This is a genomic window from Paenibacillus planticolens, assembly GCF_013141725.1.
Lineage (GTDB): Bacteria > Bacillota > Bacilli > Paenibacillales > NBRC-103111 > Paenibacillus_E > Paenibacillus_E planticolens.
The window spans coordinates 424652-439548 of record NZ_WHNZ01000012.1; the positions used below are offsets into that span (position 1 = coordinate 424652).

Sequence of the window (14897 nt, forward strand, 5' to 3'; positions counted from 1 at the left end):
GAGAGGCTTGTCCTAAATCCTACTAGGCACGGGAAATATAACGGCCGTCTTCCGTATCAACGGTAAGTACATCGCCTTCGTTGATGAACAAAGGAACTTGAACAACAAGACCTGTTTCCACTTTTGCACCTTTAAGTGCGCCTTGCGCCGTGTTGCCTTTAACGCCCGGCTCTGTTTCTACAACTTTCAAATCAACGCTTTTCGGCAAGTTGATCCCAAGAATTTCACCTTGGTAGCTCAAGATTTTGATGTTCATGTTTTCGAGCAAGAAGTTCAATTCCCATTTCAGCTGCTCGCGGGATAGGCTGAACTGATCGAACGTTTCCGTATCCATGAATGTAAACTCGTCGCCGCTTGCATACAGGTACTGCATTTCACGGTTATCGATGTGTGCGCGGCCCACGTTCTCACCAGCACGGAATGTGCGCTCGACTGTGTTGCCGTTGCGCAGGTTTTTCAGCTTGGAGCGTACGAATGCAGCGCCTTTGCCTGGTTTAACGTGTTGGAAATCTAAAACTGTAAAAATATCGTGTTCTACTACAATAGTAAGACCTGTTTTGAAATCATTTACTGATATCACTTGTGAATCCCTCCGCTAGTCAATAATAAGAAAATCTTTTGTAGAATTTGTAAGTATTTTAATGCCGGTGTCAGTAATTACTGCGTCATCCTCAATTCGAACTCCCCCAAAGCCAGGGAGATAAATGCCGGGCTCCACCGTAACCACCATACCAGGAGTTAAAATCGTATCCTCGGTTTTCGACAAACGCGGAGATTCATGAACCTCCATGCCTAAACCATGTCCGGTACCGTGACCGAAGAAATCGCCATAGCCATGCTTCACGATGATATCCCGTGCATAAGCATCGCCTTCTCTGCCGGTAATTCCCGGTTTAAGATTGGCTAAGCAGTTTAGTTGAGCTTCCAGAACGATATCATAAATTTCTTTATGCTTGTCCGTCGGCTTTCCAAGCATAACCGTTCTTGTGATATCAGAGCAATACCCTTTATAATACGCTCCAAAATCCAATTTGACAAATTCGTTTATTTGGAGCACGCGATCGCTTGCCTTGCCGTGAGGCAGCGCAGAGCGTTCGCCGGAAGCGACGATCGTTTCAAACGAAGTTGAGGTGCCGCCATTTTTGCGGATGAACATCTCGATCTCAAGCGCAATGTCCAATTCCTTTACGCCTGGCTTAATATAGGATAGGATGTGCGAGAACGTTTGGTCTGCCAAATCTGCAGCTTCCTGCATGATTTGTAACTCCGCATCGTCCTTAACCATCCGGATGCCCTCGAGAAGTCCGGCCGTCGGCAAAAGCTCAATCCCCGGCAATGCTGCCTGGTAGCTGAGAAAATTCCCGTAAGACACATCCCCTTGCTCGAATCCAAGCTGTGTAATCCCTTGCTGCTGCAACAGTTCTTTCACGGTATCCATCGCTTTAGCCTGGTGCTCCACCACTTCAAAATGCTTAGCTTGCTGAGGGGCTTGCGTCATATACCGAAAATCAGTCAAAAGAATGGCTCGGTCTAACGTGATAAGTACATAGCCGGAGGAACCGGTGAAACCAGATACATATGTACGGTTATATGCATTCGTGATGAGAATGGCGGGTAAATTTTGCTCTTGCATAACCTTGCGAAGACGTTCAATACGTTTCTCCTGCATCGAAATCACCAATCCTTCCTTTTATCCTTGCATATGGGGTATTAAGGCCCTTAAACCTAGTTCATAGCTTTGTACACCGAATCCGCTTATCTGGCCGATCACAACAGGCGCGGTTACCGAATGATGACGGAACTCCTCGCGCTTATGGATGTTCGACAGATGCACTTCAACGGTAGGCAATTGAACCGAAGCCAGCGCATCGCGGATCGCATAGCTGTAGTGTGTGAATGCGCCCGGATTAATGAGAATGCCATCTTTCGTGCCGAAGGCTTCATGAATTTTATCAATAATTTGACCTTCATGATTCGATTGGAAGCTCTCGATCTCAACCGACAGAACTTCAGCTAATTCAGTCAAGCCTTGAATAATCGCCGAAAGGGAAACCGTTCCGTACACGCCAGGTTCACGTATGCCCAGCATATTTAAGTTGGGCCCGTTAATGACCAGAACCTTTTTCAACAGGAATCACTCCCCAGCATTTTTCAGTCGCACAGACTCACCTGCCTATTTAACCTTTGATATTTTACCATAACTTTCATGTCTTGTGTATAGGTTGTCTCGTTCTGGTATTCGTATATTCAATGGCTATGGAATAACCGATAAACATTCCCCAAAGCAAGAATAAACAGAAATCGCTTATTATGGAATTCAAGTCCAAATCCGAGATCCAATACGTCATGCCGGCTAACGGTCCGATGAACAAATAAAGCACAGCCCACCAAAGCGCACCATACATAACGCCCCACCAAGCCGACTGCAGCTTCCACATGGTGACCATATAGATGAAGGCTGCGAAAATGGAGAATATTGTGAAAAAGCCCCACCCAATTAGCACGCCCTGCCACGTCACTAGGAAATCGTGTTTGAAAAACGGTTCCACAAGAAAACCGACCACAATTTTCGTGAATTTTAAATAATGCTCTACTATTTTCAGTCCTCCCCAGATGAATCCGGCAAAGAAACCAATGTATAAGACATAAAGCCAGCGACTTGTTTTGATTTCCTCCGCTTGTTTCTCACTCATCAGGCATTTCCTTCCTTTCTTTCGCAGCTGCTGCACGTAATTCACAGGTAAGAATAGTATGTTCTTCCGTTATCGGTAGCATTCAACCCCTGAATCCGTTACAATAAGAAAGTACAAAAACCGAATTCGAGAAAGATAAGAAGGTGGATCCCATGGCAGAACAAAACAGTATATATGGAGGACAAGCCGTCATTGAGGGCGTCATGTTCGCAGGAAGAAACGTGCATGTAACCGCCGTGCGCAAGAAGGATGGCTCACTTGATTTCTTAGAGGTACCGAAGAAAGATATTCCTTGGGTCCAAACACTCAAGAAAATTCCGTTCATCAGAGGAATTGTCGGCATTATAGAATCCAGCGCCAAAGGTGCGCAGCATCTTAATTTCTCGGCGGAATCCTTCGCGGAACAAGAAGGTGAGGATGACGCTTCAGCCAAGAAAGACGAGAAGCCGGGTTTCTTCTCGAATATTTCGATGATTCTCGGTGTGGCGGTTGTGGGTGTGATCTCATTTCTTTTCGGAAAATTCGTGTTCACCCTAGTCCCGGCGGTCATTGAACAGTTTTTATTTCAAAATGTATTTAGCAATCAAATTCTTCATAATCTAATAGAAGGTGTTATCAAAATCATTTTGCTTGTCGGATATATTTATTTCATATCCCTAACACCTATGATTCGCAGACTGTTCCAGTATCACGGAGCTGAGCATAAGGTCATCAGCGCCTATGAAGCAGGCGTGGAACTTACCGTAAGCAACGTACAGAAATTCAACACATTGCATTATCGTTGCGGCAGCAGCTTCATTGTTTTCACCGTGTTGATCGGTGTCGTTATCTACTCTTTCCTTCACTATGATGGGTATGTCGAGCGGATCTTGCAGCGTCTGTTACTGCTCCCGGTCGTCATCGGAGTATCTTATGAAGTACTGAGATTTACGAACTCCCTTCGCGAAGTGCCGGTACTCCGCTACCTGGGATACCCTGGCCTGTGGCTTCAACTGCTGACCACCAAAGAACCTGAAGACAGCCAAGTTGAAGTTTCGATCGCTTCTTTCAACCGGATGCGTGAAGCTGAAAAAAGAATCATGGAGGGACGGGCATGAGAAGAAGATTTTCGCCGATCGAAATCACCATCGGGATTTTAATTGCGATTGGATTGTTAGTAAGTTTGCGAACTCTGTTCATTCCGATTCTCGTGTTAGGGATCATATTTCTTCTATACAAGTTCCCGCCTTCACGTTGGAAAAAACCTTCGTATGGCCGCGGACCATCCAAAGTGAAAAGGAAAAATGCGAAATTTCGTGTGATCAACGGAACGAAAGACTCGGACTCCGATGATTTTCCGAAGTATCATTAGAACCGTCTGTCATTTTTGGGGAGCCCGAAGCACAAATTTCTCGTAGTTTTCTTCATAGGTTTTGGCGGACCATTCATTAAAGTAGTCTTCGGAAGCCCGGTATCCAGAGTCGTATAGAGACAAACTCAGTTCCTTAGACAAGTTAAACTGTGTATTCCCAACCCCCAAAGTTGGAATTTTAACGGTCCGGAATCGGTTTTTCTGTTCGATGTAACGCTCGTCATGCGCACTAAGCATGGTGCCAAATAAAGCTTCAAGCATCGTGATTGGTCCCTTAATTTTATGCGTAGGCGTTTCTGTTTTTCCGACTAATTGGAAGCCGATTACAGGAATGATCTCGTCGCGAGTCGTATTCTGATCGAACACCCATAAGGGATAGTTGCTTAACAGTCCGCCATCTACGATATAATAAAACTGCTCTGTGAAAGGCGTTGCCTTTCCAGAGCTTTTTAATTGGCGGCGAATCATGACCGGGTCAAAGAAATATGGAATACTTGTGCTCATGCGAACGGCTTTAGCAATGGAGAACCTCTTAGGATCAATCCCGTACTGCGCAATATCCTCAGGCAAAATAAGTAGCTTCCCCTGCGTAATATCGGATGCGATAATACGCAGTTGGTTATGCTTCAAGTCACCAAAATTGCGAATGCCTTTGAGAGCCAGCTGCCAGTTCACCCAATGTTCCAACGCTTCGCCAGAGTACAAGCCTTTTTTAATCAGCAACCGCGTGGCAGGTCCGATGAGCTTGGTATTAAAAATCGCTGAGCGCTGCATAAACGATTTAAAAGGAGCTCTCAAAATCAACTCCCTCATCTCTTCTCCGGTATACCCCGCAGCCAAAAAAGCCGCTACGATGGACCCAGAGCTTGTACCTGCGACTTGATTGAATTCATAACCCAGATCCATCGCTGCACTTACACCGCCGGCGAGCGCAATTCCTTTCACGCCTCCGCCTTCAAATACGCCGTTGATTAACACATTTGGCCCCCCTCCCCGAAATCATACATCAGGGCTTACTTTGTTATGTATGCGGAAGGAGTTTGTTTCTATGCAAAAAAAACAGAGAACCGCTAATAGCGGCCTCTGCCTAGTTGTCAGCATCTAATTCTTTACGAACATTCATGAGTTCGTCAACCCGATTCGGTTCCCTGCGGAAATATTCTACCAAAGTCTCAATGCATGTAATGGAATCCCAACTTAAATGATGCTCGATTCCCTCAACATCCTTATATATATTGTCCTCTTGGACGCCTATAATTGTTAAGAAATTTTCTAGCAATTGATGACGGTCAACTAATCGTTTGCCCATTTTTTTACCTTTTGGCGTTAACATAAGTCCGCGGTACTTCTCATAAATCAGATAATTGTCTTTATCCAGCTTTTGAATCATTTTCGTCACGGAGGAGGGATGCACTTCCAGCCCTTCAGCAATGTCGGAGACACGAGCGTAACCTTTCTCGTCTATGAGCTTATATATTCTCTCCAGATAGTCTTCCATGCTTGGTGTAGCCATTGCTTTATTTCCCCCTGCTTTTCCGTTATTTCCTGTCTACTTGCTTACCTATCATAATCCATCTACCTCGATCCGGTCAAATATCCCATGGTTTATCTCCTCTTTGCTTTGGCACACTAAAAGGCAGAAACGATGACGATCCTGATTTGTTGAAAGGAGCCTTCCATGTCAACAGAATTACTGACCAGACCTGTACCCGGTACAACCGTGTTCGTACCAGAGCTTGTTTATTTTGAACCTGATGCGATGAATTATTCCAAAGGTCAAAAAATCTATGAATGGGCCAAGCAGCAAGGATTGGAGATTCATATGACGACCTCGCACAATCAAATTCGTGATCTGCCTGGCGATTCGGAACTTGAAAAATATCGAATTGCCAAAAGAACATTGGTTGTCGGCATTCGCAAAACATTGAAATTCGACACATCCAAACCATCTGCTGAATATGCGATTCCCATTGCAACTGGCTGTATGGGGCATTGTCACTACTGCTATCTCCAAACAACGCTGGGAGCAAAGCCATATATACGTGTATACGTCAATATGGACGATATTCTCGGTGCCGCTCAAAAGTATATCGATGAACGCGTCCCAGAAATAACCCGGTTTGAAGCCGCTTGTACGTCCGATCCCGTAGGTTTGGAGCATATCTCGGGCTCCCTAAAGCAAGTCATCGAATTCATGGGACAGCAAGAGCATGGACGCCTGCGCTTTGTCACGAAATATCATCATGTAGAACCTCTCCTGGATGCCAAACATAATAAACACACCCGGTTTCGCTTTAGCGTGAACGCTGACTATGTCATTAAAAATTTTGAGCCAGGCACTTCCAAGTTTCACGAAAGAATTGAAGCCGCAGGAAAGGTGGCTAAAGCCGGCTATCCGCTTGGTTTTATCATAGCCCCTATTATTTGGCACGAGGGCTGGGAGGAAGGCTATGCGACACTTTTGGAACGCTTGTACAACGAACTCCCAGCGGAGGCAGCGCAAGATTTAACCTTTGAGATGATTCAGCACCGGTTTACACGAACGGCAAAAAACGTCATCGAAAAAAGATATCCGAAAACGAAACTTGAAATGGATGAAGAAAAACGAAAATACAAATGGGGCCGTTGGGGCCAAGGAAAATACGTTTACCAAGATGAGCAAGCAAACGCACTAAGAGAATTTATCACAGAACAAATCTTTGACAAATTCCCTCAGGCCAAAATCGAATATTTTACGTAATTAGAACCTCAACCAATCCGGGGTTATGGTATTCAGCCAAAGTGTGATTTGCGTCATTTTGCCGGTATAAAGCAGAATGGCAATCACGACCATTAACCCTCCTCCTATTTTCATAATGAGATTGGAATAACGCAAAATCCATTTCGTTGAACCGATAAAAAAAGATAACACAAAAAAAGGAATCGCAAAGCCTAACGAATAAGCCGTCGTTAACTGAAACCAAGTACCAGGCTCAGTTGTAGCCAGTGCAAGAATTGCCGATAAGATCGGCCCAACGCAAGGCGACCAACCCGCTGCAAACCCCATCCCAACGAGCACAGAGCCTAAATAGCCAGCCGGACGAAACTTAATTTGAAGCTTACGCTCTCTCATTAGCCATTGCGGTTGAAAAATACCTAACAGGAACAGTCCCATTATAAAAATCAAGAGTGCTGCAATTTGCCGAAGCAGATCCCTGTAATCGATGAAAAAATTGCCCAAAAACCCTGCGGTTAAACCTAACGCATAAAAAATGATCGAAAATCCAACGATAAAACTTAACGTATGCAGCATCGTTTGACGGCGTACTTGAGAAGAGGTCTCGCCGGATTTCAATTCACTTACTGATATACCCGTTATGTAGGAAAGATAAGAAGGATATAATGGCAAACAGCATGGCGAGATGAACGAAGCGATCCCCGCCCATAAAGCGATCCATAAATTGACAGAGTCCATGTTAAATCCTCAATCCTCTTTTTAGAATAATCCCGATCAGCATAGCGATGAGCGTCAGCACGACCGTCCCGCCCGGCGCGAGATCCCAAACTCCAGCAACAACAAGCCCGATGACAACCGCGATTTCCGAAAAAATAACAGCCAAAATAACCGAATGCTTAAAGCTTCTGGCTATTAACAAACTGCATGCCACAGGGATTGTCAACAACGAGGAAACAAGCAGCGCTCCAACAATTTTAATCGCAACGGAAATGACTAACGCGGTAAGCATCGTAATCATCATATTATAATATTTGAGCGGAAGTCCACTTACACTGGCTGCATCCTCATCGAAGAACATAAGAAAGAACTCTTTGAAATGTACAGCAATGACACCGACGACAAGCACAGATACACCGAGAACAACCCAGAGATCTTGTTGATCCAGCGTATAGATACTGCCGAACAAATAGCTCATTACATTCATATTAAAGCCTTTGCCCAGGGTAAAAAGAATCGTAGCCAGCGCGACGCCGCCTGACATGATGATCGCTATCGAAAGCTCAGCGTAGGTTTTATACGCCTTGCGCAGACGTTCGATAGCGAACGAAGCGAGCAGAGCAAAGACAAGTCCTACTCCTAACGGATACACGTTAATGAGAAAGCCGAGGGCCACTCCTGCAATTGAAACGTGGGCTAATGTATCCCCGATCATCGACAGTCGCCGAAGGACAAGAAAAACGCCCATAAGTGGCGCTGTGAGCCCGATCAGTATGCCGCCGATTAAAGCGCGCTGAAAAAAATACTCCGTGAATATGTCCAAAATGCCCGCTCCTTACTGAACTCCGATCATCTCGCGAATCTGGCCGATCGAATGTGTCAAATTCGTTTCCCGGCAATCCTCGGGATCATGGGTATGCTTCACATGAAACTTAATGCCGCCGCTGACCTGCTGCGGCTCTGTACCTAAGTAAGACTGCATCATGTCCATATCATGGGAAACCATGATGAAAGTCATATGATGATGCTGATGCATGTGACGGATCATCCGGAAAAATCCGATCTGCGTCTCCGCATCGATCCCTACGGTCGGCTCATCCAAAATGAGCAGCTCCGGATTGTTCACAATCGCGCGCGCGAGGAAAGCGCGCTGCTGCTGTCCACCGGACAGCTGACCGATTTTGCGGTCAGCCAAGTCCTCGATGCGCATCGCAAGCATCGCGTCTTCGGCTTTTTGCAGCTCGGCTTTGGATAGCCGGCGGTAGATCCGCTTCTTCGAGTACATCCCGGATAAAACAATTTCCCGAACCGTGGCAGGGAAAAGCGGGTTGAATGCATTTTTTTGCGGGACGTAGCCAATTCGTTCCCAATCCTTGAACTGGCTGAGCGGGCTGTCAAACAACCTGATCTCACCGTCTGTCGGCTTAAGCAGTCCGACGAGCATTTTGAGCAGCGTTGTTTTGCCGGCGCCATTGGAGCCAATGACACCTACAAAATCTCGTTCAAGCACATCGAAACGAAGCTGATCTATAACTTTCTTATGTTCATAAGAAAACGAAACATGATCAATGGACACGATACTGCGGTGGCAAAAATCTTTTTGGCTGATCTCCATGTTTTGACTCCTGACTCCTGGAATGGACATGCTCATCTTATTGTAAGGCAATCACTAAATTTTTCAAATTTTTATCCATAATTGAAATATAATTCTCGCCTGCTTTCACTTGCGCTTCCGTTAAACCTTCAAGCGGATTCAACACCATCGTGTCCACTTTAGCGTCTTTAGCTAACGTTTTAGCCAGTTTATCGGAAACAAGCTCTTCAAAAAATATATATTTCAAGTTATGATCCTTAATGTATTCATTCATTTTTTTTAGATCTTGAGCGGTCGGTTCAGCATCCGGCGATAATCCCATAATAGCTAACTGCGTTAAGCCATAATCCCTGCATAAATAAGCAAAGGCTTGATGAGAAACCGCAATTTCCTTCTTCGAAGTTTGTCCGAGCTCCTTTTTATAACGAGCATCTAAATCAGTTAACTTCGCTGCATAATTCGCATAGTTTTGCTCAAAAACATCTTTATGGGCCGGATCTGCGCTAATCAGTGCTGTTTTAATATTATTAGCCATTTTCACAGCATTTAACGGGCTTAGCCACGCATGCGGATCGAATTCTTCTTTATTATCCGAAGTTTTAATCAAAGACGCGCCTTTACTTGCTTCTACTACCTTTAAAGTTGAATCCGACGATAGACTTCCCAGGAAATCCTTTACCCAGCCTTCAAAGCCTGCTCCTTGGTACACGAAAACCTGTGCCTGCGTCATATTTTTAATGTCTCTGCTTTTAGGCGACCAATCGTGAGGCTCTACTCCTGCTGGAACCAAATTAATGGCATTTACATATTCTCCGCCAATTTCCTGCGTAAACTCATATAACGGATAAAAACTTGTCACCACATTGACTTTTCCTTGAACCAGCTTAGCTTTCGAGCTAGAAGCACTGCCGCAGCCAGCCATTATAACAGCGAAAATAGCCAGTACGGCTATGTACAGAACCCTTTTTGAACGAAACACTATCATCACTCCACCCATGTTCTAAATCGTAATAATTTTTATTAACGAATTGATTATACGAGTACCCCTACTTGAAGTCAATACATCTGAAGGTAAAATAAAAAAGACCAGCTGCTAATGTCACAGCATGGCCTTAATTCCTTTATGACTTCCCATCGTCTTTCTTTTTTGAACTATCCGAATCGGATTCGTTTGACTTGGATTTATCCGCTTTGTCGCTTTCTTCTTTCAATTTCTTATATCGCTCTTCTGATTGCTTAATCATCTTATTCTCTTGTTTCATCTTATGTTGAATAATCTCATTGTACATCTTATATTGTTTTTTTAATTCTTGATTAATAACACTATCGTCTTCTTTATTACTGCTGCTGCTGGATGCCTTTGATTTTGATTCTTTTTTCGCATCCTCTTTCTTCTTATCGGAGCCTCCTCCGAAAATAGAGCAAGAAGTTAAAACAAGAGCCATCACTGAAATACAGATTAATTTAAAAATAGATCCAGCGCTCATCCCTATCACTCCATCGTCAGTTTTCCTTAGGATGCCCCACTTTGTTGATTGTCCATACCCATGCAAAACACCCTTTCACTATGAAAAAATAGGGAAAGGGTGCTGTCATCATTATTTTACGATCGCGCCATTCGGCATCGAATCAGGTACTGTAGCCAGCGTCAACTGGTCTCCGTGCGAAGCGGCAAGAATCATCCCTTGGGACAGCTCGCCGCGAAGCTTGGCAGGCTTGAGATTCGTGACGCATATCACCTTGCGTCCGGCCAACTCCTCAGGCGTATAAAACTTCGCGATCCCTGAGACGACCTGCCGCTGCTCATACCCCAGGTCCAGCTGCAGCTTTAGAAGCTTATCGGCGCCTTTCACAGGCTCAGCCGATAGAACTTGAGCTACGCGCAGCTCGACCTTGGCGAAATCGTCAATCCCGATTTCGTCCTTCGGCTCCGGCGCAGGCACTGCTGACGAAGCAGCAGGTGCTGCTTCTTTTGTTTCGTCGGCGGTGGCTGCTGCTCCGCCGCCCATGGCCTCGACGATATAGGCGACTTCTGCCGCTGCGTCCAGTCTCGGGAACATCGGGTCTCCCTTTTGCACGATAGTGTCAGACGGGAGATGCCCAAAGGACTGCACGCTTTCCCAAGCGGTCAAGCGCGGCAGATCCTCGGCAGCTAGGCCAAGCTGCTGCCAAATCAATTGCGGCGTCTTTGTCATGAACGGCTGCAGCAGCACGGACGAGATGCGCTGGGATTCAGCCAGCACATACATGACGGAGCCAAGTGATTCATGTTTGGCTTCATCCTTCGCCATCGACCAAGGCTGTGTCTCGTCGATGTACTTATTCGTGCGGCTGATCAGCTGCCACACGGCAGAGAGTGCGATGGAAAACTCCATTTTTTCCATCGCTTCTTCATACCTCGCTACCGCCGATTGAACAGTCTCCAAAAGACTGTCATCGAACTCGGTAGCCCCAGCCACGTACGCCGGAATTTTACCATCGAAGTACTTATCGATCATAACGAGCGTACGGTTCAGAAGATTCCCCAAATCATTCGCGAGATCATGATTTACCCGCTCCACAAAGCTTTCCGGCGTGAACGTTCCGTCAGCCCCAAAAGGCACCTCGCGCATCAAATAATAACGAAGCGCATCCAGGCCATAACGATCGATCAGCGTAACAGGATCAACCACATTCCCTTTAGACTTCGACATTTTGCCGTCTTTCATCAGCAGCCAGCCATGAGCGAATACTTTTTTGGGAAGCGGCAAATCCAGCGCCATCAACATAATCGGCCAGTAAATGGTATGGAAACGAACAATCTCCTTACTCATTAAATGCACATCCGCTGGCCAATACTTCTCGAAATTGCCCGCATCCTCAGAACCATAACCAAGCGCAGTAATATAGTTGGAAAGAGCATCAATCCAGACGTAAATCACATGCTTAGGATCACCTGGAACCTTGATGCCCCAGTCAAACGTCGTTCGAGATACTGCCAAATCTTCAAGACCTGGCTTAATAAAATTGTTCAGCATCTCATTCTTACGAGACTCAGGTTGAATAAAATCCGGATTTTCCTCATAATACTGCACTAAACGGTCCGCATACTTGCTCATACGGAAGAAATAGGTCTGCTCCTTCATCTTTTCAACCGGGCGCCCACAGTCCGGACATTTCCCATCTACCAGCTTGCTCTCCGGGAAAAACGATTCATCCGGAATACAATACCAGCCTTCGTATTCACCTAAATAAATATCCCCTTGATCAAGCAATTTTTGAAAAATCTTGGTCACCGCATCCTTATGACGTGTTTCCGTTGTACGAATAAAATCATCATAAGAAATATCGAGCTTGCTCCAAAGCTCCTTAATCCCTGCAACAATGCCATCTACGAATTCCTGTGGCGTTGTTCCTTTCTCTTGAGCTTTTCGCTCAATCTTTTGCCCATGTTCGTCCGTACCTGTTAAATACCTCACATCAAAGCCGCGAAGTCGTTTGTAACGCGCCATGGCGTCGCCAGCCACTGTTGAGTAGGCGTGACCAATGTGCAGCTTATCACTTGGATAGTAAATCGGGGTCGTGATGTAAAAAGTTTTCGAGTTTGTTGTCATCCTAAATTCCTCCTAGCTAAAAGTAAAAAACACAAAAAACCCTCATCCATCTTGGGACGAGAGCTGAACTCACGCGGTACCACCCAGGTTCCCCCGCCTTTCACAAGCTCGGGGCTCAGTAAGTCTAACGACTTGCCCATTAACGCTGGGAAACGAAGCCAGCTTACCCCCAATTTTGCGTATTTTCACTAACTGTACGCAATTCGGGCAGCTCGAAGGCTTATTCTCCGGGACCATCTTCCAAACTTATTCCTATACCGGCTTTCACCTGCCCCGGCTCTCTGTTCATAGGTCTCCATTTGTACTTATCCGTTCATCGAATCTATATACAACATCTTATGGCAAATATATCGAAAAAAAGAGCTGCCTGTCAAGCGGACTGATCGTTATGAATTAATTTCTCCGGCCGCGGAGGTACGTAATCAATCCCACCTGGATGAAAAGGATGGCATTTGCAAATTCGTTTCATTGATAACCATGTCCCTTTCAGAGCACCATGAACTTCAATTGCCTCCAGTGCATACTGCGAACATGTGGGATAGAACCGGCAGGTCGGCGGCTTCAGCGGCGATATAAATTTCCGATAGAAATGAATAGGAGCTTGCAGCGTCCTTTTCATATTATGCTTCTCTCCCTCACATAGTTAACTGGCTATGATTCTCATTACTCGCTACTCCTCCATCATGCCTGAAAAAAAGTACGGGGTCAAATCACTTTGCTTCCAATATTCAGGAAACTTGAAAACACTTAAGAAACGTTGGGTAAAATAAATTCGATATTGCCATTTTCACATATTTATTAAGGATACTTAAGCAATCGTGACCGCGATCTGACTGATTTTTAAAGTGCGCAAGGATTTGGTAATTATTCGCCTTCTTACTATGGAAAGTTAACCTAGTGTTTAATCTGTTAATTTTGGATTCGAGATACTTATGTATATCCCACGTTGAAGGGTCTTTTTGAGTTTGAGCGGTCTGAAAAGGAGTTTCGAGATGTTGGAGACTATCAGGAGTAGTTGAATCAGAGTTGGAATCATTTGCTGCTTTACTAAGTAACTTCACCCTATTCTGTGTGTAATCAAATGCAAACTGAATCTTTTTCAACAACAACTGGGCGCTTCGATAATTAATTTGAAGAAATCTAGAAAGTAAGCTAGCCGTACAGTCTATTCCCTTTTCTATTAACAGTTTAATTGCTTTAAACCAAAGTAGTAACGGCAGCTTCGATTTGTGCATGATCGTTCCGGCAGTTAAAGAAACCTGCATCCTGCACTCTTTACATTCTAATATTATACGAGTTCGAATATTAAAAGCCTCGTTACTATCGCAGCGTGGGCAGCAAAACCCATTTGACCAACGCATATTCATCAAATACTGTTCACAATCCACTTCCGAATGAAAAAAATCTGTGCGCTCATCCAAAAATTGTTGATCCATCGTCCCACCTCACAAAATAGAACATTTGTTCCTTTTATTATACCGAACGCACGTTCTTTTGGCAAGTGATTTATTTTAGCTCGATGATCTTAAAAGTTGTCACTTTTTCTCACCAAGGGGGAGTATACCGGAAAATATCAAATTCTGTGATATATACAAAGGAGGATAAAAGTAAATATAAAAGCGACGCTCGATTCTCAAATAATAGAATGTTTTTCATAGTAGTTTAACCATTTTGCAGATACCACAGAAAATGAGGAGAAAAGATGTATGGTGCCGGCCTGGGGGTGTTAGTTAATAATCGCTGCGGGGCATGGTTAAAGTTTCAGAAGCTCGGTACGGAATGCTGGTGTGCTCAGGAAGGGGTTCGTGGTGCTGCATGCGGGGGCTCTGTGGTACTGCATGCGAGGGCTCGGCGTGGTGTTCGTGGTACTGCATGCGAGGGCTCGGCGTGGTGTTCGTGGTACTGCATGCGGCGGCTCCGTGTGGGGTTCGCGGTACTGAATGTGGGGGCTTGCTGTGGGGTTCGTGGTACTGAATGCGGCGGCTCCGTGTGGGGTGACGGTACTGAATGTGGGGGCTTGGTGTGGGGTTCGTGGTACTGAATACGGGGTTTCGTTTGGGATTCGAGGTTCAGAATGTGGGGTATTCGATGTGGAGTTCGTGGTATAGAATGCGGGGTGGACCAATCGAGTTCGTGGTAAAGAATCCGAGGGCTCGGTGTGGTGTTCGTGGTACAGAGTCCGAGGGGGGGCTCGGGGTGGTGTTCGTGGTATAGAGTCTGGGGGGGCTCAGTA

Annotated in this window: 17 protein-coding genes; 3 read left to right on the top strand and 14 right to left on the bottom strand. The window is 45.3% G+C overall.

Annotation, left to right across the window (positions count from 1 at the left end; genetic code table 11):
- Positions 1 to 22 precede the first annotated feature (22 nt).
- The 4 genes from efp to GC097_RS04980 form a co-directional block, all read right to left on the bottom strand.
- Positions 23 to 580, bottom strand: a complete 558-nt coding sequence (gene efp / locus GC097_RS04965; RefSeq protein ID WP_171682210.1) for an elongation factor P — start codon at positions 578 to 580, stop codon at positions 23 to 25.
- Positions 581 to 595: 15 nt separating this feature from the next.
- Entirely contained in the window at positions 596 to 1669 is a 1074-nt protein-coding gene (locus GC097_RS04970) for a M24 family metallopeptidase (RefSeq protein WP_171682211.1), read from the bottom strand.
- A gap of 21 nt (positions 1670 to 1690) precedes the next feature.
- Positions 1691 to 2128 (bottom strand): type II 3-dehydroquinate dehydratase, encoded by a 438-nt coding sequence (aroQ, locus tag GC097_RS04975; RefSeq protein WP_171682212.1) that lies wholly within the window; start codon positions 2126 to 2128, stop codon positions 1691 to 1693.
- Between the two features lie 76 nt (positions 2129 to 2204).
- Positions 2205 to 2693, bottom strand: coding sequence for a YqhR family membrane protein (locus GC097_RS04980; RefSeq protein ID WP_171682213.1), 489 nt, complete (start codon positions 2691 to 2693; stop codon positions 2205 to 2207).
- Between the two features lie 152 nt (positions 2694 to 2845).
- Between GC097_RS04980 and GC097_RS04985 the strand changes: the two genes are divergently transcribed.
- Together GC097_RS04985 and GC097_RS04990 are read left to right on the top strand one after the other, a co-directional pair.
- A complete protein-coding gene (locus GC097_RS04985) occupies positions 2846 to 3790 on the top strand; it encodes a DUF1385 domain-containing protein (protein ID WP_171682214.1) in 945 nt (314 codons plus the stop codon).
- Complete coding sequence (locus tag GC097_RS04990; protein WP_171682215.1) at positions 3787 to 4044, top strand: hypothetical protein; 258 nt, start codon at positions 3787 to 3789, stop codon at positions 4042 to 4044. Before GC097_RS04985 ends, GC097_RS04990 begins: the two co-directional genes overlap by 4 nt.
- 9 nt (positions 4045 to 4053) lie before the next feature.
- Here GC097_RS04990 and GC097_RS04995 read toward each other — a convergent pair whose 3' ends face one another.
- Entirely contained in the window at positions 4054 to 5022 is a 969-nt protein-coding gene (locus GC097_RS04995; RefSeq protein ID WP_171682216.1) for a patatin-like phospholipase family protein, read from the bottom strand.
- Positions 5023 to 5131: 109 nt separating this feature from the next.
- On the bottom strand, positions 5132 to 5557 hold the full coding sequence (mntR, locus tag GC097_RS05000) for a transcriptional regulator MntR (RefSeq protein ID WP_171682217.1): 426 nt from the start codon (positions 5555 to 5557) through the stop codon (positions 5132 to 5134).
- A 165-nt stretch (positions 5558 to 5722) separates the two neighbouring features.
- Between mntR and splB the strand changes: the two genes are divergently transcribed.
- Complete coding sequence (gene splB, locus GC097_RS05005; RefSeq protein ID WP_171682218.1) at positions 5723 to 6784, top strand: spore photoproduct lyase; 1062 nt, start codon at positions 5723 to 5725, stop codon at positions 6782 to 6784.
- Here splB and GC097_RS05010 read toward each other — a convergent pair whose 3' ends face one another.
- The 8 genes from GC097_RS05010 to GC097_RS05045 form a co-directional block, all read right to left on the bottom strand.
- Positions 6785 to 7498, bottom strand: a complete 714-nt coding sequence (locus GC097_RS05010; protein WP_171682219.1) for a cytochrome c biogenesis CcdA family protein — start codon at positions 7496 to 7498, stop codon at positions 6785 to 6787.
- 1 nt (position 7499) lies between these two features.
- Positions 7500 to 8300, bottom strand: coding sequence for a metal ABC transporter permease (locus GC097_RS05015; RefSeq protein ID WP_167053531.1), 801 nt, complete (start codon positions 8298 to 8300; stop codon positions 7500 to 7502).
- Positions 8301 to 8312: 12 nt separating this feature from the next.
- Entirely contained in the window at positions 8313 to 9092 is a 780-nt protein-coding gene (locus GC097_RS05020; RefSeq protein ID WP_171682220.1) for a metal ABC transporter ATP-binding protein, read from the bottom strand.
- A gap of 37 nt (positions 9093 to 9129) precedes the next feature.
- Positions 9130 to 10068: a metal ABC transporter substrate-binding protein gene (locus GC097_RS05025; RefSeq protein ID WP_246293938.1), complete on the bottom strand. Its 939-nt coding sequence runs from the start codon at positions 10066 to 10068 to the stop codon at positions 9130 to 9132.
- A gap of 124 nt (positions 10069 to 10192) precedes the next feature.
- A complete protein-coding gene (locus tag GC097_RS05030) occupies positions 10193 to 10558 on the bottom strand; it encodes a hypothetical protein (protein WP_171682221.1) in 366 nt (121 codons plus the stop codon).
- A 111-nt stretch (positions 10559 to 10669) separates the two neighbouring features.
- Positions 10670 to 12664 (bottom strand): methionine--tRNA ligase, encoded by a 1995-nt coding sequence (gene metG / locus GC097_RS05035; protein ID WP_171682222.1) that lies wholly within the window; start codon positions 12662 to 12664, stop codon positions 10670 to 10672.
- A gap of 370 nt (positions 12665 to 13034) precedes the next feature.
- The gene (gene yidD / locus GC097_RS05040; RefSeq protein WP_171682223.1) at positions 13035 to 13283 is read right to left on the bottom strand and encodes a membrane protein insertion efficiency factor YidD; all 249 of its coding nucleotides are present in this window, start codon (positions 13281 to 13283) and stop codon (positions 13035 to 13037) included.
- Positions 13284 to 13392: 109 nt separating this feature from the next.
- Complete coding sequence (locus GC097_RS05045) at positions 13393 to 14100, bottom strand: transposase (RefSeq protein ID WP_171682224.1); 708 nt, start codon at positions 14098 to 14100, stop codon at positions 13393 to 13395.
- Positions 14101 to 14897: the final 797 nt, after the last annotated feature.

Bases quoted from the DNA above. Each gene is read 5' to 3' on its own strand.
- GC097_RS05045 (WP_171682224.1), bottom strand. From the start codon at position 14,100: ATGGATCAACAATTTTTGGATGAGCGCACAGATTTTTTTCATTCGGAA.
- GC097_RS05010 (WP_171682219.1), bottom strand. From the start codon at position 7,498: ATGGACTCTGTCAATTTATGGATCGCTTTATGGGCGGGGATCGCTTCG.
- GC097_RS05025 (WP_246293938.1), bottom strand. From the start codon at position 10,068: ATGGGTGGAGTGATGATAGTGTTTCGTTCAAAAAGGGTTCTGTACATA.
- GC097_RS05020 (WP_171682220.1), bottom strand. From the start codon at position 9,092: ATGGAGATCAGCCAAAAAGATTTTTGCCACCGCAGTATCGTGTCCATT.
- mntR (WP_171682217.1), bottom strand. From the start codon at position 5,557: ATGGCTACACCAAGCATGGAAGACTATCTGGAGAGAATATATAAGCTC.
- metG (WP_171682222.1), bottom strand. From the start codon at position 12,664: ATGACAACAAACTCGAAAACTTTTTACATCACGACCCCGATTTACTAT.
- GC097_RS04990 (WP_171682215.1), top strand. From the start codon at position 3,787: ATGAGAAGAAGATTTTCGCCGATCGAAATCACCATCGGGATTTTAATT.
- GC097_RS04985 (WP_171682214.1), top strand. From the start codon at position 2,846: ATGGCAGAACAAAACAGTATATATGGAGGACAAGCCGTCATTGAGGGC.
- GC097_RS04970 (WP_171682211.1), bottom strand. From the start codon at position 1,669: ATGCAGGAGAAACGTATTGAACGTCTTCGCAAGGTTATGCAAGAGCAA.
- GC097_RS05030 (WP_171682221.1), bottom strand. From the start codon at position 10,558: ATGAGCGCTGGATCTATTTTTAAATTAATCTGTATTTCAGTGATGGCT.
- splB (WP_171682218.1), top strand. From the start codon at position 5,723: ATGTCAACAGAATTACTGACCAGACCTGTACCCGGTACAACCGTGTTC.
- yidD (WP_171682223.1), bottom strand. From the start codon at position 13,283: ATGAAAAGGACGCTGCAAGCTCCTATTCATTTCTATCGGAAATTTATA.
- GC097_RS04980 (WP_171682213.1), bottom strand. From the start codon at position 2,693: ATGAGTGAGAAACAAGCGGAGGAAATCAAAACAAGTCGCTGGCTTTAT.